Annotated in this window: 11 protein-coding genes and 1 tRNA gene; 5 read left to right on the forward strand and 7 right to left on the reverse strand. The window is 57.9% G+C overall.

Features of this window, described 5'->3' with window-relative positions; translation table 11 throughout:
• Window positions 1-483 precede the first annotated feature (483 nt).
• Together dnaE and ABD890_RS13195 are read right to left on the reverse strand one after the other, a co-directional pair.
• On the reverse strand, window positions 484-4,026 hold the full coding sequence (gene dnaE / locus ABD890_RS13190) for a DNA polymerase III subunit alpha (RefSeq protein WP_345089971.1): 3,543 nt from the start codon (window positions 4,024-4,026) through the stop codon (window positions 484-486).
• Window positions 4,027-4,194: 168 nt separating this feature from the next.
• Window positions 4,195-4,902, reverse strand: coding sequence for an FHA domain-containing protein (locus ABD890_RS13195; RefSeq protein WP_345089974.1), 708 nt, complete (start codon window positions 4,900-4,902; stop codon window positions 4,195-4,197).
• A 195-nt stretch (window positions 4,903-5,097) separates the two neighbouring features.
• Here ABD890_RS13195 and ABD890_RS13200 point away from each other — a divergent pair.
• Window positions 5,098-5,170: transfer RNA gene (locus ABD890_RS13200), tRNA-Arg, on the forward strand.
• A gap of 66 nt (window positions 5,171-5,236) precedes the next feature.
• Here the strand turns inward: ABD890_RS13200 and ABD890_RS13205 are convergent.
• The 5 genes from ABD890_RS13205 to ABD890_RS13225 form a co-directional block, all read right to left on the reverse strand.
• Window positions 5,237-5,518: a hypothetical protein gene (locus tag ABD890_RS13205; RefSeq protein ID WP_345089977.1), complete on the reverse strand. Its 282-nt coding sequence runs from the start codon at window positions 5,516-5,518 to the stop codon at window positions 5,237-5,239.
• A gap of 80 nt (window positions 5,519-5,598) precedes the next feature.
• Complete coding sequence (locus tag ABD890_RS13210) at window positions 5,599-6,573, reverse strand: ABC transporter permease subunit (RefSeq protein WP_345089980.1); 975 nt, start codon at window positions 6,571-6,573, stop codon at window positions 5,599-5,601.
• Window positions 6,570-7,457, reverse strand: coding sequence for an ABC transporter ATP-binding protein (locus ABD890_RS13215; RefSeq protein WP_345089982.1), 888 nt, complete (start codon window positions 7,455-7,457; stop codon window positions 6,570-6,572). The genes ABD890_RS13210 and ABD890_RS13215 overlap by 4 nt, the downstream gene beginning before the upstream one ends.
• 155 nt (window positions 7,458-7,612) lie before the next feature.
• A complete protein-coding gene (locus ABD890_RS13220) occupies window positions 7,613-10,912 on the reverse strand; it encodes a DUF1549 and DUF1553 domain-containing protein (RefSeq protein WP_345089985.1) in 3,300 nt (1,099 codons plus the stop codon).
• Between the two features lie 36 nt (window positions 10,913-10,948).
• Window positions 10,949-12,358, reverse strand: a complete 1,410-nt coding sequence (locus ABD890_RS13225) for a WD40 domain-containing protein (protein ID WP_345089988.1) — start codon at window positions 12,356-12,358, stop codon at window positions 10,949-10,951.
• A gap of 226 nt (window positions 12,359-12,584) precedes the next feature.
• On the opposite strand from ABD890_RS13225, the gene queC reads away from it, so the two are divergent.
• From queC to ABD890_RS13245, 4 genes are all read left to right on the forward strand, one after another.
• The gene (queC, locus tag ABD890_RS13230) at window positions 12,585-13,244 is read left to right on the forward strand and encodes a 7-cyano-7-deazaguanine synthase QueC (RefSeq protein WP_345089991.1); all 660 of its coding nucleotides are present in this window, start codon (window positions 12,585-12,587) and stop codon (window positions 13,242-13,244) included.
• A 431-nt stretch (window positions 13,245-13,675) separates the two neighbouring features.
• A complete protein-coding gene (locus tag ABD890_RS13235; protein ID WP_345089996.1) occupies window positions 13,676-14,479 on the forward strand; it encodes a 4'-phosphopantetheinyl transferase family protein in 804 nt (267 codons plus the stop codon).
• Between the two features lie 41 nt (window positions 14,480-14,520).
• Complete coding sequence (locus ABD890_RS13240) at window positions 14,521-14,796, forward strand: acyl carrier protein (RefSeq protein WP_345089999.1); 276 nt, start codon at window positions 14,521-14,523, stop codon at window positions 14,794-14,796.
• A gap of 65 nt (window positions 14,797-14,861) precedes the next feature.
• Window positions 14,862-22,559, forward strand: coding sequence for an aminotransferase class I/II-fold pyridoxal phosphate-dependent enzyme (locus tag ABD890_RS13245; RefSeq protein ID WP_345090002.1), 7,698 nt, complete (start codon window positions 14,862-14,864; stop codon window positions 22,557-22,559).

Genomic DNA, 22,559 nt, shown 5'->3' on the forward strand with positions numbered 1-22,559 from the left:
CTGGCATGCTGTCGTCGGTTTGTCGGTGGAAACTGGGTAAGTTTATCAGTGATCATAATTTGAGGAGATAGGAAAGGCAAGTAAACAGCGGAAAGACTGACAAAACCCTCCCCTCCTCTTCCATATCGAGCCGCACAACCGAAACGTTCTGATCTTTTGCAGCTCGAAAGCCCCGTCTCTGGGGGCTTTGTAAGGGGTAATCCTAATCCCTCAGCTTAAAAGTGTAGCACACGACTGCGCGGGAACTGCGCAGGATCATACAGGGGGTGAGTTGAGAATATCACCTCACAGATTGGCGACTACAAGATACCGTGAAAAATAGCGGTCTCGCCGTTACTTCTTACCAGCAAGTCAGTTCGAATGAATAGCGGCGGTTGGATGGCTTCACTTGTATTTGTATGAAACTGCGTGACTGCGTGAAATAATACATTGGAACTGCTTTTGCCCCGTCGCAGGTTCTTTTTTTGAAAGCCTTTGAGACGATCAGGCCGAAGTTCGCATCCCGCCTTTGGCGGGACGTCTGAGCAAGAGCTCGAAGTTGCCATCTCCTAGCAGTTCATCGATACGGGTACGCATCTCTGGCGAGAGGTCGACCCCCTTCTGGCTTTTCATTGCCACCTGGCGACCATCCCCCAGTACCAGGATCAAACGCAGCTCGCAGTTGCCAGGATAGCCGCGGACGATTTCCACGAGCGTTCGCAGCTTGTCTTCGCCATGCACGTGTTCGTCGACGCGAACAGCAACGCCGCGAGCATAACGGGTTTCGACATCTTCGATCGGAATCAATTCGTTCACGATCAGGTTCGCTTCTTCGTCATCGCCGCCACGTCGGTCGATTCGTCCGGAAACGATGTACACGCCGTCAGGGCGAAGCGTTTCGCCGACCTTAGCGTAGTCTTCCGGCCACAAGATGCAGCGGATACCGCCGTCGACATCTTCCAGGTCGAAGTTGGCGTACTTGGTGTGCGTGCTTCCGGCCCGAGCTTTTCGCGTGTGGGCTAACTTGATCGAACCGACCATGCCGCCCAGGGTGACTTCGGTTTTGTCTTTCACGCCGGTCAAGCTCGACGTGCGGTGCGAGCAGCACATCTCGAACTTGCGCGAGTACTCTGCCAGTGGATGGCTTGACCAGTAAAAGCCAAGGCACTCCTTCTCGAAAACCAGCAGTTCTTTGTCTGGCCATGGTGGGACATCGGGCAAGGTGACCGACTTCGCTTCTTCGACCGGATCTTCGACCGCGGCGAACAGATTCTTCTGGCCAGCCTTGCGGTCGGCGATTGCGGAAGCACCTGACTGGATCGCCTTGTCGAGGGCGGCGACATATTGAGCGCGATGCCCTCCCAGATTGTCGAAGGCCCCTGCCTTGATCAAGGTTTCGATGGCACTCTTGCCGCACTGTGAAGGATCGACACGCTCGCAGAAGTCGTAGATGTCGGTGAATGGCCCATCTTTCTCGCGAGCCGCAACGATCGCTTCCGCCGCACCACCGCCGCAGCCTTTGATCGCGCTCAAGGCGAACACGATCTTGCCATCTTTGACGGTGAACTCTTCCTCCGAGAAGTTCACGTCGGGTGGAGCAACTTCGATGTTCATGCGCTCGGCGTCTTCCATGTGTTCGACGAGCGAGTCTTTGGTTTTGAAGTTACGACCCGAGATGTCGCCTGAAAGAAGAGCCGCCATGAACTCGATCGGGTAGTGAGCCTTCAGGTACGCCGTTTGATAGGCAACCAGGGCGTAGGCCGTCGAGTGGCTTTTGTTAAAGCCGTAACCGGCGAACTTCACGATCATGTCCCAGAAATCGGTCGCTTCCTGCTTGGTCAGACCTTTTTCCTGGGAGCCGACGAGAAACTGCTCGCGGTTGGCCTGGATGATCGATTCTTTTTTCTTACTGATCGCCTTAATACAGGTATACGCTTTGGCGAGCGGGATCCCACCGAGCCGGTTCAGAATCCGCATCACCTGTTCCTGGTAGACCATCACGCCGTTGGTCTCTTCCAGAACGTCTTTCAGCACCTGGTGCTTGTACACAGCCTCTTTGCGGCCATGCTTCACTTCGATGTAGTCATCAACCATCCCGCCTTCCAGCGGGCCTGGTCGGTACAAAGCGTTGGTCGCGATGATGTCGAGGAAGCTGTCGGGCCGCATTCGCTTGAGCAGATCGCGAATACCACCACTTTCCAGCTGAAACACACCCTTCGTTTCGCCACGACGCAGCAGGTCGAACGTCTCGCGGTCTTCCAGCGGGAGTCGCAGAATGTCGAGGTCTTCGCCCCGAACGTTTTTGATCAGGTCGACCGCGTTACGAAGGATGGTCAAGTTCCTCAGCCCGAGGAAGTCCATTTTCAGCAAGCCGGCTGCTTCGACGTCGTTCATCGACCACTGGGTGATGATGTCGTCTTTGCCGGAAACGCGGCAAAGCGGAACGTATTCTTCCAGCGGCTCGTCGGCGATCACAACCGCCGCGGCATGGGTCCCGACGTTACGGGCCAGGCCCTCGATCTTCATCGCCAGATCGAGCAGCTCTTTGATGTCGGGGTTCGAGTTGTAAGCGGCCTGCATGTCGGCGCTTTGCTCGAGTGCCGCCTTCAGCTTGATGCCCAACTGGTCAGGGACCATGCCGGTCACTTCGTTGACCATATCGAGCGGCAGGCCCATCGCCCGGCCGACGTCTTTAATCGCAGCACGTGCGGCTAGTGTACCGAACGTACCAATCTGGGCCACGTTCGCTTCGCCGTACTTGTCTTTAACGTACTTGATGACCATCCCGCGACGTTCTTTATCGAAGTCGATATCGATATCGGGGGCTTCCAAGCGGTTTTCGTCGAGGAATCGCTCGAACAGCAAGTCGTACTTGATCGGACAGACGTGACTCATATAGAGCGCGTAACAAACCAATGCCCCCACACCACTACCACGAGCCGTGGCTGGGATGTTTTGGCGTCGCGCTTCCACGACGAAGTCCCACACGATCAAGAAGTAGTTTGGGAAGCCGAGCTTGCTGATCACACCCAGTTCGCGATCGAGACGGGCCATCACGACTTCGCTCAGCTCGCCATTGGGCAGCATCTCTTCGTTGCCTTCATACCGCTCGTGCAGGCCTTGAATACAAAGCTCGCGGAGGTAATCGTCGGCGGTCTTGTTGTCCGGAATCTTGAATGAAGGAAAGTGACGTTTGCCCAGTTCCAGGTCGATGTCGACCGTATCGGCGATCTCTTGGCTGCGGGCACAAGCATCTTCCAGCCCTGGGAAGCTGGAGTACATGTCGTCCGGCGTACGAAGATAGAACTGATCGTTCTCCATCTTCATACGGCTGGCGTCGGTGCGGAACTTGCCGGTGTTCACGCAGAGCAGGATATCCTGAGCCTCGGCGTCGCTTTGATCGACGTAGTGGGTGTCGCTCGTGGCGACCAAAGGCATACCCAGCTTCTTGGCGATGTCGACGGCACCATCGAGTTGCAGCTTCTGGATATCGAGGCCATTGTTCATGATCTCGACGAAGTAACGGTTGCCGAACACATTGTGGAACCAGCCGGCCGTTTCTTCCGCTTCTTTGATCACTTCGGCCGTATCGGTTCCGCGCATCACGATCTTCGAGAACTCGCTCGACACGCAACCGCTGAGACAGATGATCCCTTCGCTGAACTTCTCGAGCAGCTCTTTGTCGATACGGGGCTTAAAGTAGAAGCCTTCCAGGTAAGCAGCCGATGCCAGCTTCACCAGATTCTTGAAGCCGGTCTTGTTTTGGGCCAGCAGCGTCAAGTGATAGTTCGAGCCGCGCATACCGCCCGACTTTTCCAGGCGACTGCCGGGGGCGATGTAGGCTTCGTACCCGATGATCGGGTTGATCTCGTTCTCTTTGCACTTGTTATAGAACTGGAGTGCCCCGTGCAGATTACCGTGATCGGTCAGGGCCAGGGCGTTCATGCCGTGCTCTTTGGCACGCGTGACGAGCTTGGGAATCGGGCCCGCTCCGTCCAGAAGGCTGTAATGCGAATGGCAATGCAAATGGACGAACGGTTGGCTCATTCGGACTCCGCTCCGTGGACTAGGCCGCACGATGTTGAGAGAGGGGCGGCAAGAAGATGGATCAACAGCGTGATTCTATCAGGTTAACGCCGAATGAAAACCGAATGGCGTAACTTCCAGGCGGTTTGAACCGCCGGTGGTGGGCCTGTCAGTCGGTGAATTTCGAAGTTATTCCGGCTCGCCGATATTTCGCAAAAGCATCGACAGCCGAGACTGCAGATCGAGCAGGTTTTGCCACTCCCGCATCGAGAGGGTGACGCTCTCGGTGCGCTCGTTCATTTCGACACTGACCAGCAGATGGCGGATCCGAATGTGTACGTAGTCCATCAGTTCGGCAAGCTGTGCGGCTTGGGCCGGGCTGAGGCGTTCCGGCAACTCGGGTGGCTGCAGCGTGTAGATGGCAGCTTGCAGATCGTCTTGCTGGGCGTTCCAGTTCAGCTCGAACTCGAGCGAAGACTCGATATCAGGGCTATCGTCGGGACCGACGGTACGATCGTCGTCGGGTAGATCGTTGTTCTTTTCTTCCTGCTGTCGCCGCAAAGCCGCCAGTCGAACCGCAATTTGCTTTTCCGAGCCATAGATAATGACCGATCGGCCAACCTGGATCATGTCGCCATGACGCAGGATCCGCAGATGGATGTCCTCGCCATTGACTCGCGTTCCATTGGTACTTTCCAGATCGGTCAGAACGACCTTGTTATGGTCTTCCTGGATTTTCAGATGAAAGCGGCTGACGCGGTCGTCCTTCAGCTGGAGCGTGTTTCCCTCTTCGCGTCCGATGGAAACTGGCGTCTCAAGTCCTTCGTAAACCGCTCCCCGGTCGGCGCCGTCGATGATCCGCAACGTGATGTAGGCCATAAACTTGTGGAATTTCATTCGGGAAGCGATAAGGTTTACCGGCAGCTGGCTGCCATTTAACATTATGCCCCACAAACGGGCACTTCGCGAGTAGTGCGCAAGCGAGTCGGAAAAGTGGCGCTAAACCGAACCTGAAACGCGTAAGAACTGTCCGACCCCATAGTTGCGTCCAAGTGCTAAAATGGTATTATCATTCGATTACCGCAACAGCGAGCGGGAGTAGCTCAATGGATAGAGCATTGGTCTTCGGAACCAAGGGTTGGGGGTTCGAGTCCCTCCTCCCGTGCTTCGCATAAAAAAGCCACGTCATCTCGACGTGGCTTTTTTCATGGACGGATCGAAGCAGACGGCATCAGGCCGAGGTCTCTTCGGAAGCCGGTTCGTTTGCTTCGCGGTCTGTCTTCGCATTCTGCGGCTGGGCCCTGCTCTTCTCGGACAGGGACTGCGCTTTCCATAAAATGAAAGCCATGATCGGAAAGACCATCGCGCTGACCAGCAAGGCCCGCAAGACGTCGCCTGACGTGTAAATCAAATAGCCAAACGCCAGCACCGAAGCGACCGCGGCACTAACCAGCGGCGACATGTGCTTGTTGACGAGAAGTGTCGGGTTCGAGGAATCGTCAGGTTGGTTCATCGTAAGATCGCTTCAGGACGAGTTGCCGCATGCCGGCAAGCTTCACGGCCGAAACCTTGGCCGGGACTCGCCGCGGCTAGTTATACCGGTGCCGGCAGATCGCGTCGACAAAATACCCAGGTCCCGGTCGCGAATCCGAGCAGACCGGTTCCGCCGAGCAGGGTCAAGTAGCCAAGTCCACCCAGTCGCCAATCACCGGCAGTCTTCTCGAACAAGAAACTCCAGGCCGCATCCTGGCTATGCACGGCATAGCTGACCAGCACTTCCGGTTCGTACAGCGAGAAGATCGTCGTGTACTTCAGCCACGCAACATCTTCCATCGAAAGCGAGAGCACCCGCAGCATCAGTTGGATGATGAGGAATCCGGCCGCGATCGCGATCGTCCGCCAGCGATATTGATCCCAGGCCGACATCAGCGTCGTGAACCCGCCAAAGAACAAACCCAAGCCCATCAGGTTCAAGGCGGACGGAATCATGTCTTGCCGGTCGACGAAGTCCGACAGTGGCATTCGCGTCGGGGCGTTCGGATCTTTGGTAAACGGAATCTCGACTTCGATTTTGACCAGCGGAATCTGCATTTTGATCGGTGGCGATTCCTTCTTCACTGATGTGTAGGTGATGCTGCCGGCGATGCCTGCGTAGGCGCTGGCGGCGATCAGCAGCGTGCCAAAGATGCAGACCAGGTTCTTGCTCATCAAGTACTGAAAGCGACTGACCGGCTGCGAAAGCATCATCTCCATCGTGCCACGCCCCAGCGGGCCACTGACCGAATCGCTTCCCCGGGCAATCGCCCAGACCACCACCAGGATGATGACCATCGGTTCGGTGAAGGTGAACGCCACGCGGCCAGGGTAGGTCAACGCATGCTCGAAGTCGACGGCCGAGAAGTTCTCGAACTCTGGCCGCAAGATCTCCAAGATTCCCTGGAAGCGGCTCATATCGATGCGACCGACAATCCACACGCGAATCCAGCAGAAGGCGAACAATGCGATCGAACACCCCAGCATCAGTAGACGTGACTCGCGCCAGACTTGCCTTAACATCGCCAGGTTCATGCGGCATGCTCGCTAACAGGGGCATGGAATCGATCGTAGACTTCTCGCAGCCCCATCCGATTCGCCTTCAGGTTGGTGATCGGAAGCTGCGTGACCCATGCCATCACATCGCGAAGTTCGCCTTCCGTTTCGAGGCGGACCGAGGTGTCGGTCTGACGAGCAGCCAGCACGCGGGGACGAATTTCATCCGGAATCCGGGGCAGTGATTGGTTGAGCTCGAACACGACCGAATGCCTGCGAGCCAGATCTTGCAGGCACTGGTCGTGCACCACTTTTCCTTGTCGCATGATGATCGCTCGATCGCAGATGTCTTCGATTTCGGACAGGACATGCGAGCAGATCAACACGGTTCGCCCCGACTTGTGGGCCTCGCCGATCATGCGAATCACTTCGCCACGGACGTTCGGATCGAGGCTGGTGGTCGGCTCGTCCATAATCAGCACTGGGGCATCGGTCGCCAGGGCAATCGAAAGGCCCAGCTTCTGCCGCATGCCGGTGCTCATATAGCCGACGCGGCGACTGATATCCAGATCCAGGCGTTTGGCCGTGGCGAAAGATCGCTCTCGATTACCGCGCGGATGAATATCGGCAAAGAACTCGAGGACCTGCTTCCCTTTCATCTCATCGAAGAGACGAACGTCGCCTGGCAAGTAAGAAACCAGGCTATGGACTTCAGTCTTTTCGCGTTGGCAGTCTTTCCCGCCGATATGCGCCGTACCATCGGTCGGCTGGAGGAAGCCCATCAAAAGGCGAAAGAGTGTCGACTTCCCGGCACCATTGGGGCCAAGAACGCCGCAACACTCTCCCTCGGCAACCACGATTTGAGCGTGGTCCAGAGCGAGAAAACTGCCGTATCGTTTTGTCAGGTTGTGCGTCTTCAGCATGTTCGCGAATGGGGCTGTACATCTACAGTACCGCTCGAAACCGAAAAAGGTTTCCCCCAATTAACCGCGATGATTTTGGCAGACCGCAAGACACATTCAAAGAGGTGGGCTACCGAAATCGAGTCGATAGCCCACTTTATGGGGTTTGCCGCTTGCTAGCGATTGAACAGAAACGCAGGGCTGTTGATCAAAGCCCACGCCAGGTCCTGCAGGCCTGAAAGCCGCCGATTCTGGTCGATCGCTTGGGCCTGGCTGAGCCTGGTTTCCAGGTCTTTGAGAAGCGTATCGCCCGAAAGGAACAGCGTGACTAGCTTCTGCTGCTCTTCTGGCGTCCGTTGATCGGTTGGCTTGGCGACGATCTGTCGGATATCGGCTGGCAAATTATTTTCGAGCCGAACCGGTCGTTCGCTGCTGGTAGCCGACAGGCGGAATCTTCCTAGCAGGTGATGGCTGTCCTGGTACTGCTGGACCAGGCGAATCACCAGCTTGGCACCTGCGGGAACCTCGACGTCGCCATCCACCTCGAACAAGGCCGTATGGGCTTCACCCAGCCGAGGACTGACCGCCCAGCCGCTGCCGAGGTTGCCGTCGATCGCGCCTCGGACGTCCCAGCCTGATTGCGAGAACGTCGCTTCAGCCCGATGGAAGCTCACATCCGGGCCGTCGCTTCCGTCAGGCATCCGGACCATCGCCTTCAATTCGTTCAACACGAAGTTACCATTCTGGGCTCGGCCAGGTCCTTTGGCGGGAAGCGAGTCGTCTGGCAGGGCTTCCAGTCGCAGACCGGTCAACAAACCGACCGGGATATCGAAGACCAGTTGATACTCGTCTTTCGTGATTGGGCCGGTTGTCAGCAGCGATTGATCTTCTTTCTTCTCGAACGAGACCCCTGCGGTGGAAGTTCCTTCCTGCATGGCAAGCGGCGTCCAACTAGCTATGCGCTGGAGCGAAGCTTCCCAAGCGGGCATTTTTGTCAGCAGTTGTTCGCGATGCTGTTGCAGTGCCTTCTGGGCGATTTCCAAGTCAGGCGTTGGCTCGTTCAGAAGTTCGACGCTCATGCTCACTTCTTCTTCGCTCGGATGGCGACCGAGGAAGCGCAGAAAGACTTCGTTGATCAGTTCGCGATCGTCGGTCATCTGCGAAGCGAGGTGCGTCAATTCGTTGTTGGGGTCGGCGATGGCGTTGCTGATGACCGGGCCATTGACCAGTTTCATCACGGGGCCCAGCATCACGCCGGTGGCCCGTTCGCATTCGCACGAGCTCTCGCGAGCTGGTCGACCGAAGTCATCCAGGAACGGAATCCGGACGTCGGTGCCTGGCAGCTGAGCCGCTCGGAAGCCCCCGGGAAGCTGCGGAAGGTTGTACTTGCTGCCGGTCACCTGGTGGATCGAGTCGAACAGCACTTCCGCCGGAAGTCGCCGCGGAACGGCATGCGAGAAGTTGATTCCGTCGTCTTCATTCCAGCGCGTGGTGGCGATCGATTGCTGATAGACCCGCGACTTACAGATCTCACGCACGATATGACGCGTGTCGAAGCCGCTGTCGACGAAGCTCTTCGTCAATGCTTCCAGCAGTTCTGGGTTCGTCGGCGGGTTGCCGGCGCGGATGTCGTCGATCGGCTCGATGATTCCGCGACCCATCAAATAGCCCCACATGCGATTGACGTAGCTCGAGGCGAAGTACTGGTTCGAAGGATCGGTCAGCCAGTCGGCCAGTTCTTCACGCCTGGTCGACTGATCGTCGGCCAGATCGCCTTGGTAAGGGAACTCCGGCGGAGTCACCTTGCCAGTCAACTGGTGCGTCACTTCGCCGCTGCCGGTGTCGTAGATCACTTCCACCAGCGGCGTGGCACCTTCCACCGCCGAGCCACCAATCTTCTGGCCGGCGAAACGCTTGTCTTCTTTTCGACCGACCTGGGCGAAGTAGGCCGACAAGTTGTAGTACTGGTTTTGGGTCCAACGCTCGAAAGGATGGTCGTGGCATTTATTGCAGTTGAAGCGAACCGCCAGGAACAACTGCGTGGTGTTCTCCATCGTGTCTTCTGGCGTCCGCAGGATCTTATAGTACGCACTGGCTGGGTGATCGAGCGTCGAGCCAGAGGCGGTCAAGATCTCGTAGACCATCTCGTCGTAAGGCTTGTTGGCGGCGACCGAGTCCATCACCCAGTTTCGCAGAGCATGCACGCCAGGATCGCCCAGAAACTTTTGATTGACCTGTAGTAGATCGCACCACTTGTTGGTCCAGAACTCGACATAAGCACCGCTGCCGACCAGTTGGTCGATCAGGGCATCTCGTTTCTCTTTCGACGGGCGCTTGTCCTCGAGGAACGTTCGCACTTCGTCCGCGGTGGGCGGAAGGCCGGTCAGGTCGAGGTAGATGCGACGCACGAACTGGTCATCAGTGCAGAGCCCGGAAGATTGCACTTTCACACGTTGCAGCTTTTCGTCGACCAGTTGATCTATGTAGTTGAACTGCGGCTGCTGCGTCCACTCGAACCCGGTACGGTCGCCCATCACGGTAACCGTCGTGGCGACGTAAGCACCATCGAAGCGAGCCAACACCGGGGCTTCACCGCGACGCAGCAGGTTTAGCACGCCTTGGTCGTCGGCGGTGGCGATTTCAATATCGCCGCTCGAGATAAACGCATCGGCGGTCACATCACGGACTTCGCCGTTGGTCAACGTGGCATAGATCGCAAACTGCTGCGTCATGCCTGGCAGCGGCACGGTTGGGTTCTCAGGGAAGATCGCGATCTTCTCGACTTTCGGGGCATCGAGATCCAACTGCACCCCACCGGCGATCCAGTTCTTCAGGATCTCGTAGCGACGCTCGCCGGGCTCGGTCAGTTGACCACCCACGTGCGGAACGCCCCCCACCGCTTTCAGTAGCATGAGGCTTTGCTCTGGCACAGCTCGGTTGAACCGGCGACCAGCGACGTCGTCGACCAACGCCCGGTGATCGTAGACCGGGTCATAACCACGGAGCGAAAGCTTGAAGCCGTTCTTGCCATCTTTGGCCCCGTGACAGGTTCCCTGATTGCAACCCATCTTGCTCATTGCCGGGGTCACATCGCGGACGAAGTCGGCATGATACTCGGCCGTGGTTCCTTTCACTGCCAGTGGAATCTTGACCTGTTGATCGGCAACCTCGAAGACCAACTCGCCTTGAAAGTCATGCTTGGCGCTGACCAGGCCGTTGGGCGTGATCGAGACGGCATCGACCTGGTCGATCCGTTTCGCTGTGCGTGTCAGGTCGACCTGTTCGCCCGTATCGAGATGGGCGGTGATCAAGATCTGGGCGTAGCCGAAGGGACCTTCCAGCGTGACCTTTTCCGGAAAGGCCGAGATCTTCTCGACATGTTTGCCGGCTGGAATGGTGTTCGGCGCTGAATCCGCAAAGGCCACGCCGGTGATACCGATCAGCAGAAGGCTGGCAAGTGAGGTTCTCAGGAACATATTTCAAATCCCAAACGATGGATGCTTGAAGGCGATTTAGTGGGCGGCCGCAGTCTGCGGGGAAATCGGCACGGCAGGGAACGTTTGTAGCTTCTTGCCTGTTTCCAGGTCGTGCAGCAGGACGTCACCGGAGAAACCAACCGAGGCGACTCGCTTGTTGTCGGGGCTGATACTTACCGAGTAGATCGCTTGCAGCGGACCTTCCAGGTCAACCAGCTTCTTTCCTTCACCGACATCCAGAACCTGAATGAAGCCGGCCCCATCCAGGCTGCTGCAAACCACCGCTTTGCTGCCGTCGGAAGTGAATGCCACGTCGTAGATACGGCCAGGCATCTCTGGGAAGTCTTTGATCTTGTTGAAGTCGTCGCCAATCTTGCGAGCCTTCTCGCGGAACAAGCGATAGATCTTCGGCACGCCATCGGCGCCGCCGATCAACACCTGATCTTGTCCCGGCTGAAGGGCAACCGCATTGATGCCACCCTTCAAGGCACCGGGCGTGATGCTGGTGACGTTGTCGACGAATCGCTGCGTCTTCACTTCGTACAACTTCACCGCCATGTCGCGACTCACCGAAACCAGGTGGCTGCCATCTTTCGAGAAGACGGTATCGAGGGCCCAGTCTTCGTGAGCACCATTGAAGAACGATTGCTGGCCGTTCTCGGCATCGAAGGCCCGGACTGAGTTGTCGCCGCAGCCAATGGCCACCAGTTTGCCGTCCGGGGACCAACTCGCCCCATAGACGTTGTCGTAGGAAACAGGGACTGAATAGAGAAGCTTACGCTCGGCCACGTCCCACATTTGCAGTTCACCTAGTCTTCCCGGCGAACCACCTGCCACCGCCAGACGCTTACCATCGGGCGAGAAGGCAACCGATTCGATTCGTTCGGACATGCCCACCAGTCGTCCAGCGACTCCGCTTCCGTCCGCCTTCTGCAGCAGCACTTCGTGATAGCCCGAAACGGCAATGAGTTGACCATCGGGCGAGAACGCAACGCAGGTCAGCACGGGAGCACGCACGTAGGTCGGCGGATGTGCGGCGTCGAAGGTTACCTTGGCGGACTCTGGCGTGTCGTCCTGGGCACCTTGCAAGATCCAGTTCAAGATCGTCTTGCGATCGGTCTCGGAAAGAGGCGTCTTCCCTTTGGGCATCTTGGCTTTGCCGTCGACCGGCGTGATCAAATCGATCAGGTAACTAGCCGCCGGATCGCCAGCGACAACCGAGGTCGAGCCAGATTCGCCAGCGGTCATCAGCGACTTGTGATCGGTCATCAGGTAGTCGCCACCCCGTTTCGCCGGTTGGTGACATCCCTGGCAGTTCGCTTGCAAGACCGGTCGAACATCGCGGTAATAGCTGACCTGGCCTGCCTGATCGGCCGCAGCATCTTCAGCCGTGGCGATCGCAGGGCATGCGACCAGCAGAACCAGGAACAAAGAGGAAGCACGCATGGATGAACCCTTTGCGGGATAACTCGACAGGAAAAGGAAGGGAGGTGACAAGCCAAAGGCATGTCGAGAAGGGAAGGCTCGCAGGAAGATGCAGGTCAGTGTAACGAAAGATTCGCCCGATTTGCAAGTTTTTTCAGGCGGGGCAACCTCGATTCGCTGGTTCTCGATCGCAGCCAACTGCGCTAGACTGGATTTGATTCAAATCTGGATATCTACGGAGCTGCAAATGGCGAAGGTTGTCGCGGTGGTGTCGGGCGGAATGGATTCGGCAACGCTGCTTTATCACATTCTGGACGAAGGTCACGAGGCCTGGGCCATCTCGGTCGATTACGGCCAGCGCCACGTGAAAGAGCTCGACTTTGCCCGGCAGCTTTGCGAAGGGGTCGGCGTTCCGCACCAGGTCGCCGATCTGTCGGCCATCAACCCGCTCTTCGGCAACAACAGTCTTTCCGGCCGTGAGATGGAAGTCCCAGAAGGGCATTACGCGGAAGAGAGCATGAAGCAGACCGTCGTCCCAAATCGAAACATGATCCTGCTTTCGGTGGCGATTGCCTGGGCGGCCAGCAATAAGTGTCAGGCTGTCGCCTATGGTGCCCATAGCGGCGACCATGCGATCTATCCCGACTGCCGGCCTGAATTCGCCGATGCCATGGACAACGCGGCCCGGCTGTGCGACTGGAATCCGATCGAGCTATGGCGGCCTTTTGTTCACATGGACAAAGGCGAGATCGCCAAGCGAGGCTTCGATCTGGGTGTCCCGTTCGAAAAGACTTGGACCTGCTACAAAGGTCTCGAGCTGCATTGTGGAAAGTGCGGAGCCTGTGTCGAACGAAAAGAAGCGTTCTCGGCTCAAGGGCTGCCCGACCCCACCCGGTATGACGGGTAAGAAGACTTGGCAATGTAAAAGTTGCGTCTCAAACGAGTTGTCGCGCGAAATCTGGCGAAAATCAGCTCAACCTTTCGATCGGTTTTGCGATAATCTTCTCGCAACGTCAGTGCTAGCCTGAGCGGCTCTTTCAGGGGGATCGCTCGTTGGTGGGGATTGGCGCCGCTTGCCTGGAGACGGAATATTTGGTCTAGTTCGCCTAGCCTTCCCTCCTGCTCCAGTCGGTTTAGGTCCTATTCGGAGCGACGTGAATCTGGGAGATCGAGTGAATTCAGCGTAATTTCCACCACTGCGATGGGTGTGAAGTATCCTTTGGCTGCGATCGCGCGAAGCTATTGGGGTTCTGCTGATTACGCTTCTCGACCTGGAAACAATGGCCGCAGACCCAGCATTTCGCCGAATTCGACCATATTGCGGATGAATGTCCGATCATGGCACCCCCCCGAACGGGCCCACCACCGATGATTCAACTTTCCACCAAGCCGTTTCCTTTGCCGCTTCCTGCTCGGCAATTGGAAATAGGAACCAACGATCTGCACCTGTGGCGGGTCTCGCTTGAAGACGGCTTGGCCGACGTCGACCAGCTTCATAAAAGCCTCTCCGACGCCGAGCAACTTCGGGCATCGAAGTTCTTCACGGAAAACCTCGCCCAGCAGTACGTTGTCTATCACGCGGCTTTGCGTGACATCTTGTCGCGTTACTTGGGTGTAACACCTTCCAAAATCGCTTACCAGGCAAGTGGTTACGGCAAGCCAAACGTCATCACCGGGCAGGCTGGTCCGCTCCAGTTCAATCTGACGCATTCCAGCGAGCTGGCTGTCGTCGCCGTAACCCGTGATGCTGAAGTCGGCGTCGATATCGAACGCATCCGCGAGGTACGCAGCTTCGCCAGTATGCTCGAACGATGTCTCTCCGACGCGGAACGCAAAGATATCTGTGCCCACCAGGAAACCGAGCAGCATCGCCATTTCCTGCGGTTTTGGACCCACAAAGAAGCCTATTTGAAGACAATTGGCGTCGGGCTACGGGCCCCGCTCGACCGAGTCACCCTCGATCTGCTGGCTCCGGACGCACGGAAGGTGGTCAATCATTTTCATGTGTTCCCCAATACGCCCTCAGTGCGATTGATGGAACTTGTTCCGTGCGAAGGGTTTGTGGGTGCTGTCGGTACCACCCATGTCGATTCCCCAGAGATCAAAACGTTCGGTTGGGTCAGTGGTCGATCGAGTGAATAACGGGTAAACTGGCGTGTTACCCTTTAGTCACGAGGTGATCAATGACAGCCGATCAGTCCGCAACTTCCGGCGATGCGCCTAAGACCGCGGAAGAAATCCAAGATTGGATTATCGATTATCTAGCCAAGCTGTTGGAAACGAATCCCAACACCATTGACCCTAGCGCTACCTTCGATTCCTTCGCTCTCGATTCGGCCACTGCCATTGGGATGACGGGCGATTTGGAAACCTGGCTCGGTAAACGCATCGATCCCACGATCGTTTACGATTACCCAACGATCGAAGAGTTCTCGAACTATCTGGCGGGCCAGAAATAGCCAACTGACCCGATGTCTGCTGTTGGCGTGCCTGCTCCTATCCACCTGCGACGGAAGCCTTTTCGATGCAGCCAAAACATGAACCGATTGCCGTTATCGGAATCGGTTGTCGTTTGCCCGGTGCCGACGGCCCGGATGCCTTCTGGAATCTGCTAATCGAAGGTCGCGACGCCATCGTCGAAGTCCCGCCAGATCGGTGGGATGTCGATCGTCTGTACGACCCCGAACCAGCCACACCCGGCAAGATGTATACGCGTCGCGGTGGCTTTCTGGGTAACGTCAGCGATTTCGATCCGACCCTCTTCGGTATCAGCGGACGCGAAGCCGAGAAAATGGATCCCCAGCAGCGACTGCTGTTGGAAGTGACCTGGGAAGCGTTCGAGAACGCCGGCATCCCTGTCAAGTCGCTAGGTGACAGCGCTACCGGTGTCTACGTCGGTATCAGCAACAGCGACTACGCGCGGCTGATGTTTCGCGGGCTCGATTCGCTGAATGCCTATAGCGCGACCGGCACCAGCTTGTCGATCGCCGCCAATCGACTGAGCTATCTCTACAATTTCCGCGGACCAAGCATCGCCGTCGATACCGCTTGCAGTTCATCGCTGGTCGCGGCGCACTTGGCTTGCCAGGCGCTCGAAGCTGGCGAGACCGATCTGGCCGTCGCCGCCGGCGTGAACTTGATTCTGACGCCAGAAGGCACGATTACCTTCTGCCAGGCACGTATGATGGCTCCGGATGGTCGTTGCAAGACCTTCGATGCCAAGGCCGATGGCTACGTCCGTGGCGAAGGCTGCGGTGCCGTCATTCTGAAGCGACTGAGCGATGCTGAACGCGATGGCGATCGCATCCTCGCCGTCATCCATGGTACCGCGGTAAACCAGGATGGTCTCACCAACGGGCTGACGGCGCCGAACGGCCCTTCGCAGCAAGAGGTCCTTCAAGCAGCATTAGCCGACGCCGGTGTCGAACCGCAATCGATCGAACTGATCGAGGCACACGGTACCGGGACTTCGCTGGGCGATCCGATCGAAGTACGGAGCCTGAAGAATGTCCTCGGGATGCAGCGCGACGCCAAGCAGCCACTTCGCTTGGGAAGCGTGAAAACGAATATTGGTCACTTGGAATCAGCCGCCGGTGTTGCTGGTTTGTTGAAGCTGATCCTGGCGGTCAGCAAGGGCAAGATCCCTCCGCATCTCAATTTCGAGACGCTGAATCCTTACATTGATTTAAGCGACGCCAACGTCGAAATCGTCACCGAGCCAACGGAGTGGAACGCCGCACCAGGCAATCGATTGGCTGGCGTCAGTGCCTTCGGTTTTGGTGGTACCAATTGCCATGTGATCGTCGGCGACTATGTCTCGAAGCCGGCCAAGACGGTCGAGGCCCCCAAGGCCGAACGACCGCGTCACTTGATCCCGGTCTCGACGCAAACCACCGATGCTTTGCCGCTATTGGCCGAGCGTTACTTGGAAACGCTGCAAAACGATGCCGTCTCGCTGGCCGATCTGGCTCATAGCGCGACCACCGGCCGTTCGACGCTGGAAGTGCGTGCCGCGATCAATGCCGCAACGAAAGAAGATGCGATCGCCGGCTTGAACAAGCTGGTCGAGAAGGGCTCGAAGGCATCGTCCGCCAGCGAACCCGTTCGTCGCCGCAACAAGGTGGTATTCCTGTTCACCGGTCAAGGCTCGCAGTACGTCGGCATGGGACGGAAGCTGTACGATACGCAGCCGGTCTATCGCGATGCAATCGATCGCTGCGCCAGCGAACTTGCCAAGTACGATGTTCCGCTGCTGGACGTTTTGTTTGGCGAAGCTGGCGACGAAACGATTCATCAAACGGCCATGTCGCAGCCGACGTTGTTCGCGACTGAATATGCCTTGGCCCAGTTGTGGTTGTCGTGGGGTGTTTCCCCCAGCATGGCCATCGGTCACAGCGTCGGCGAATATGTCGCGGCGTGTGTCGCTGGTGTCTTCACGTTGGAAGACGCTTTGAAGCTGATCGCCTTGCGAGGCAAGCTGATGCAAAGCTTGCCGGCCGGCGGTGCGATGCTGGCCGTGTCGGCTGCTTCCGATCGGGTCGAGACATTGCTCAATGGTTTGTCGAAGAAGGTTAGCGTCGCGGCGGTGAATAGCCCACAGCAGACCGTGCTGAGCGGTGGGGCGGAAGCGATCGACGAAGTGGCGACCCTTTGCCAGAACGAAGGAATTCGCGCCACGCGTTTGACTGTTTCGCACGCGTTCCATTCGCAGTTGATGGAGCCGATTCTGGAAGAATTCCAGCAAGCCGTTTCCGCGATTGCTATGAAACCGGCTGCCTTCCCGATCGCGGCGAACCTGACCGGTCAGTTGAGCAAAGATGCGTTCACCAAGCCGGAGTACTGGCGTCAGCATCTGCGCGAAGCGGTCCGTTTCGCCGATGGTATCCAGGCCATCGCCGCCAAGGGTGGCAACGTCTTCGTGGAAGTCGGTCCGCAGCCCGTTCTTTCAAGTCTCGGCCGCGTGAGCGTGCCAGGCAAAGAGAACGCCTGGCTCCCGAGCGTTCGCAGTGGCCGCGACGACTGGCAGATCTTGCTCGATTCGGTCGGCGAGTTGTACCAGTTGGGCGTGGCGATCGATTGGAAGTCATTCGATGCACCGTACCAGTTCGGTCGCGTCGAGCTGCCAACCTATCCGTTCGTGCGGAGCCGCTATTGGGCTCCCGACACCATGCCGGTCTCTAGTGGCGATGACTTCGGTACCGGGGTTGGTTTGATGCCAACGCGGACGTCGCATCCGCTGCTGGGCGTTAAGATTCCGACCGCGACCGACGAGGTCTTGTTCCAGACGAACCTGGCCCCCGGCTTCCCGGCCTATCTGAACGATCATCAACTGTTCGGCAATCCGGTCTTCCCGGCAACGGGCTACGTGGAACTGGCGTTGGCGGCTGCCAAAGCTCAGTTCGAGTCAGGCCTGTTCGCCGTCGAGCAGATGACCGTTCAGCAGCCACTGGTCTTCGAGCAACAGCATTCGAAGACAATCCAAGTCATCTTGTTGCCAGAAGAGTTCGGTTACGCTTCGTTCCGTATCCTCAGTGCGGAAACGTCCGACGACAACGACACCATCTGGAAGCTGCATGCCGCCGGCAAGATCGCTCCGGCCACGGCTCGTCCTGAAAAGGCCGAACTGCAAGATGTCTTCTTCCGCATGGAGAAGCAGGTCGAAGTCGACGAGTTTTATGTCGGCGCGAAGCAAAGTGGTTTGCAGTATGGTCACGCCTTCCAGGGCATCAAACGCCTGGGCAATGGCGATGGCGAATCGCTGGCGGAAGTCGCGTTGCCGTCCGACCTGCAAAGCGACGCTCGCAACTACAGCCTCCACCCTGCCCTGCTGGATGCTTGCTTCCAGACGGTAGGCAGCCTGCTGGCTGATGACCTCACGCCTGGCACGACGTTTATTCCGATCGGTGTGCAAAGCATCACCTGCTTTGAAGAACATTCGCCACAGCGTGTTGCCTGCTGGTCGAAGATCACCGGCCGGAAGCCAGGGCGGATGCCTCAGGTTGAAGCCGACATCATTCTCGCCAATGAAGAAGGGGAAGTGCTCGCCGAAGTTCGCGGCTTGAAGCTGGCCCGGTTGGCGAAGATCGATCTGCAGAAGCGATTGGTCGCTGATGTCGATCGTTGGTATCACGAAGTGCAATGGCTCGAAACGCATCGCATCGGCAAGCCGTTGACGGTTGATGAAACGGACGAATCGGTCTGGCTCGTTTTCGGCGATGGCCGACCGATGGCCGAATACCTGGTCGACCAGTTGCGGCAGCGCAAGCAGCACGTGATGGAAGTCGCCCCAGGCACGGAACTGGAATTCGGGCCACAAGACGCCACGCTCGATCCGGCCGAACCTTCGCAGTTCGCCGATCTGCTGGAGTCGCTCAAACTGGGTGGTAATCGCAAACTACGCGGCGTTATCTATCTGTGGGCTCAGCAAGATTTGTCAGGCAAGGCCGACGAATCGATGGTCGATCATGCCCTTGGTTGCCAGGGGCTGCTGCACGTTGCCCAGGCGTTGGGTGCGTTGGAAGACCAGGCGCCACGCTTGTATGTCGTGACATTGTCAGGACAGCAGGTCTTTGCGGGCGACAAGATTGGTCACCCGCTGGAAGCCGCGACTTGGGGTCTGGCCGGCGTGATCGCCAACGAGATGCCGAAGCTACAGTGTACCCGTGTCGATGTCGACGCCGCCGATCGCGAGTCGGCCGGACGTTTGTTCGGCGAAGTCTGGGTTCCCGATGCCGAAACCGAGATTGCCTTGCGAGGCGAGCGACGTTTCTCGGCACGCTTGATGCCAATGCGTTTGGCAGACGATGGCGAGCTGACCGTGCCAGAGCAGTCGTATCAGCTCGGCCTGAAGAAGTTCGGCATGCTGACCAATCTGGAACTGGTCCCCAAGCCGCGAACCGCTCCCGGCGAAACCGAAGTCGAGATCGCCGTGAAGGCGTCCGGCTTGAACTTCCGTGATGTGCTGCGTGCCTTGGGCATGCTGCAGGAATACGAAAAAGAGATCGGCATTCTCAGCGAAGCTGACGTGACGTTTGGCTTCGAAGGTAGCGGCGTCATCACGGCTGTTGGCAGCAAGGTGAAGAATCTGAAGGTAGGTGATGAAGTCATCGCCCTTTCGACCGCCAGCATGACGAGCCATTTGCTGGTCGATCAGAACTACGTCGCCAAGAAGCCGAGCACTCAGAGCTTCGACGAAGCCGCGACCATCCCGCTGGCATTCCTCACGGCTCACTACGGTTTGGTGCGTCTGGCGAAGCTTCGCAAGGGAGAACGCGTTCTCATCCACGCCGCCGCAGGTGGTGTTGGTCAGGCTGCCGTGGCAATCGCCCAGTCAGTCGGCGCCGAGATCTATGCGACCGCAAGCCAAGGCAAGTGGGACTTCCTCCGCTCGCTGGGCATCAAGCACATTTACGACTCGCGAACGACGCTGTTCAGTCAGCAGATTCTGGACGATACCGATGGCCAAGGTGTCGACGTCGTACTGAATAGCTTGAACCAAGAGTTCATTCCGAAGAGCTTTGGATGTCTGTCCGCCAAGGGACGATTCGTCGAGATCGGCAAGATCGGGATCTGGACCGCCGAGCAGGTCGCCGAGTTGCGGCCGAAGGCAGAGTACTTCCCGTTTGATCTGGGCGACGAAGAACGCAAGGCACCAGGGCTGATCGCCGAGATGCTGACCGAACTGCTGCCGCAATTCGAAGGGCATCAACTGGCACCGCTTCCGCTGCAAGCTTATCGCATTGAAGACGCCGTCGAGGCGTTCCGCTTCATGCAGCAAGCGAAACACCTGGGCAAGGTGGTGCTGCAGATGACGCCGCCAACCAGCGAACGTCCCCTGGTGCGTGGTGATGTTTCGTACCTGATCACTGGTGGCACCGGTGCCATTGGTCTGGAGGTCACGCAGTGGCTGGTCGACCAGGGCGCGAAGAGCGTGGTGCTGACCAGTCGCAGCGGCAAGGCCAACGAAGAAGCCGCCGAGCGGATCGCCCAGTGGGAAAGCGAAGGGGCGAAGATCTCGGTACTGACCATGGATGCTGCGCAAAGCGATCAGGTCGCCGCGGCGTTGGGCTATGTACAAACCGAACTGCCGCCCCTGGCAGGCGTGTTCCACGCGGCCGGTGTGCTGGACGATGCCACGATTCCGCAGCAATCGTGGGAGCGTTTCTCGAAGGTGTTGCCAGCGAAGGTTGATGGTTCGTGGTATCTGCATCAGCAGACCCGCGAGTTGCCGCTGGACTACTTCGTCTGTTTCTCGTCGATCGCCGCCATGATTGGCTCGCCCGGTCAGGCCAACTATGCCGCGGCCAATGCGTTCATGGATGCCCTGTGTGCTGGCCGTCGGGCTGAAGGTCTGACCGGCCTCAGCATCAACTGGGGGCCATGGAGCGGTGGTGGCATGGCTAAGGGAACCGATGCCCGTCGGTTCGCGGGGATTGGCCTGGGCATGATTGCTCCGCCACAAGGTTTGTTGGCAATGGAAGAGCTCCTTCCGACCCGGCATGCCAATGTGGGTGTGTTCCCGGTCGAGTGGAACAAGTTCCTAAAGCAGTTCGGCCGCAACAAGCATCCACGACTGCTCGACGAACTGGCCAAGATTCATCGTCAGGAACGAACCGCCGCGACTGCCGTTGGTGGTTCGCTTCGCGACCGACTGCAGTCGGCCGACGAAGAGAAGCGAGCCTCGATGATCTCGGATTACGTCGCCGATCAAGCCGCCAAGACGCTAGGTATTGCCGCGTCGCAGATCGATCGCGCCAAGCCATTGGCCGAGATGGGGCTCGACTCGCTGATGGGGATCGAGCTGAAGAACGCGATCGAAGCCGAGCTCGATGTCGACATCCCGGTCGAAGAGTTCTCGCAAGACACCACCGTCACCAGCTTGGCTACGGCCGTGGCAGGACTGATCGGTGTCGAAGGGGACTTCACTGCTTCGTCCGGTGAAGCATCGTCCGCTCCGGCTGCGAAAGAAAAGCCAGCTCGGGCAATTGAGGACATTCCCGATTCGGATTTCCAAACCGATCAGTTCCCGGAAGTGGTCGCTCTGCAAGATCGTATCGCGACGTTCGCCCGCATGGGGATGGATAGTCCGTACTTCGATGTTCACGAAGGGACGACCCGCGACACGGCTATGATCGACGGTCGCGAGTTCATCTGCTTCAGCAGCTACAACTACCTGGGCAGCAGTGGTGATCCGGAAGTCACCGCCGCGGCCAAAGCTGCGGTCGATACGTTTGGTACCAGCGTCTCGGCCAGCCGCGTGGTCTCAGGTGAAAAGACGATCCACGGCGAGCTGGAACGCAAAATCGCCGAGTTCCTGGGAGTTGAGTCTTCGGTCTGTTTCGTTGGCGGTCACTCGACCAATGAAACGACGATCGGGCACCTGATGAGCCCCGGCGACTTGATTCTGCATGACGAGCTGGCCCATAACAGCCTGGTGCAAGGCTGTATTTTGTCGGGTGCCCAGCGACGTGCCTTCCCGCACAACGACACGGCCGCGTGCGAACGCATGTTGGCGGAAGCGCGTGGCAAGTATCGCCGCGCGGTGATCGTCGTCGAAGGCGTTTACAGCATGGACGGCGACTACTGCGATCTGCCGAAACTGGTCGAGATCAAAGAGAAGTACAAGGCGATGCTGTTCGTCGACGAAGCCCACTCGATCGGAACGATGGGCAAGACGGGCCGCGGGATCTGCGAACACTACGGCATTCCTGGTTCGCGAATCGACTTCCTGATGGCGACCCTCAGCAAGTCGCTGGGTAGTTGTGGTGGTTACATCGCCGGTAAGAAGACGATGATCGAGTACCTCAAGTACACGGCTCCTGGCTTCGTGTTCAGCGTTGGTATGCCGCCGTCGAACGCCGCCGCCGCCTTGGCTTCGTTCAAGCGGATTGAAAAGCATCCGGAAGTGGTCGCCAAGTGCATGAGCAACTCGAAGCTCTTCTTGAAGCTGGCCAAAGAAAAGGGGCTGGATACCGGCCTCAGTAACAATACGCCAGTGGTGCCAGTGATCACGGGCAACTCGCTGTTGGCACTGAAGTTGTCGCGGGCTCTGTACGCTCGCGGTTACAACGTGCAGCCGATCATGTATCCGGCGGTTGAAGAAAAAGCGGCTCGTCTGCGATTCTTCATTACCAGCTGCCACAGTGAAGAACAGATTCGGCAAACGGTCGATGCGACGGCAGAAGAGCTGGCAAAACTGCGAGCGGAAGAGGCTGGCGGCTAA

Source organism: Bremerella cremea, assembly GCF_039541315.1.
Taxonomy (GTDB): domain Bacteria; phylum Planctomycetota; class Planctomycetia; order Pirellulales; family Pirellulaceae; genus Bremerella; species Bremerella cremea.

Excerpts from the sequence above, each read along its gene's own strand:
- dnaE (WP_345089971.1), bottom strand. The coding sequence starts at position 4,026 with ATGAGCCAACCGTTCGTCCATTTGCATTGCCATTCGCATTACAGCCTT.
- ABD890_RS13195 (WP_345089974.1), bottom strand. The coding sequence starts at position 4,902 with ATGAAATTCCACAAGTTTATGGCCTACATCACGTTGCGGATCATCGAC.
- ABD890_RS13205 (WP_345089977.1), bottom strand. The coding sequence starts at position 5,518 with ATGAACCAACCTGACGATTCCTCGAACCCGACACTTCTCGTCAACAAG.
- ABD890_RS13210 (WP_345089980.1), bottom strand. The coding sequence starts at position 6,573 with ATGAACCTGGCGATGTTAAGGCAAGTCTGGCGCGAGTCACGTCTACTG.
- ABD890_RS13215 (WP_345089982.1), bottom strand. The coding sequence starts at position 7,457 with ATGCTGAAGACGCACAACCTGACAAAACGATACGGCAGTTTTCTCGCT.
- ABD890_RS13220 (WP_345089985.1), bottom strand. The coding sequence starts at position 10,912 with ATGTTCCTGAGAACCTCACTTGCCAGCCTTCTGCTGATCGGTATCACC.
- ABD890_RS13225 (WP_345089988.1), bottom strand. The coding sequence starts at position 12,358 with ATGCGTGCTTCCTCTTTGTTCCTGGTTCTGCTGGTCGCATGCCCTGCG.
- queC (WP_345089991.1), top strand. The coding sequence starts at position 12,585 with ATGGCGAAGGTTGTCGCGGTGGTGTCGGGCGGAATGGATTCGGCAACG.
- ABD890_RS13235 (WP_345089996.1), top strand. The coding sequence starts at position 13,676 with ATGGCACCCCCCCGAACGGGCCCACCACCGATGATTCAACTTTCCACC.
- ABD890_RS13240 (WP_345089999.1), top strand. The coding sequence starts at position 14,521 with ATGACAGCCGATCAGTCCGCAACTTCCGGCGATGCGCCTAAGACCGCG.
- ABD890_RS13245 (WP_345090002.1), top strand. The coding sequence starts at position 14,862 with ATGCAGCCAAAACATGAACCGATTGCCGTTATCGGAATCGGTTGTCGT.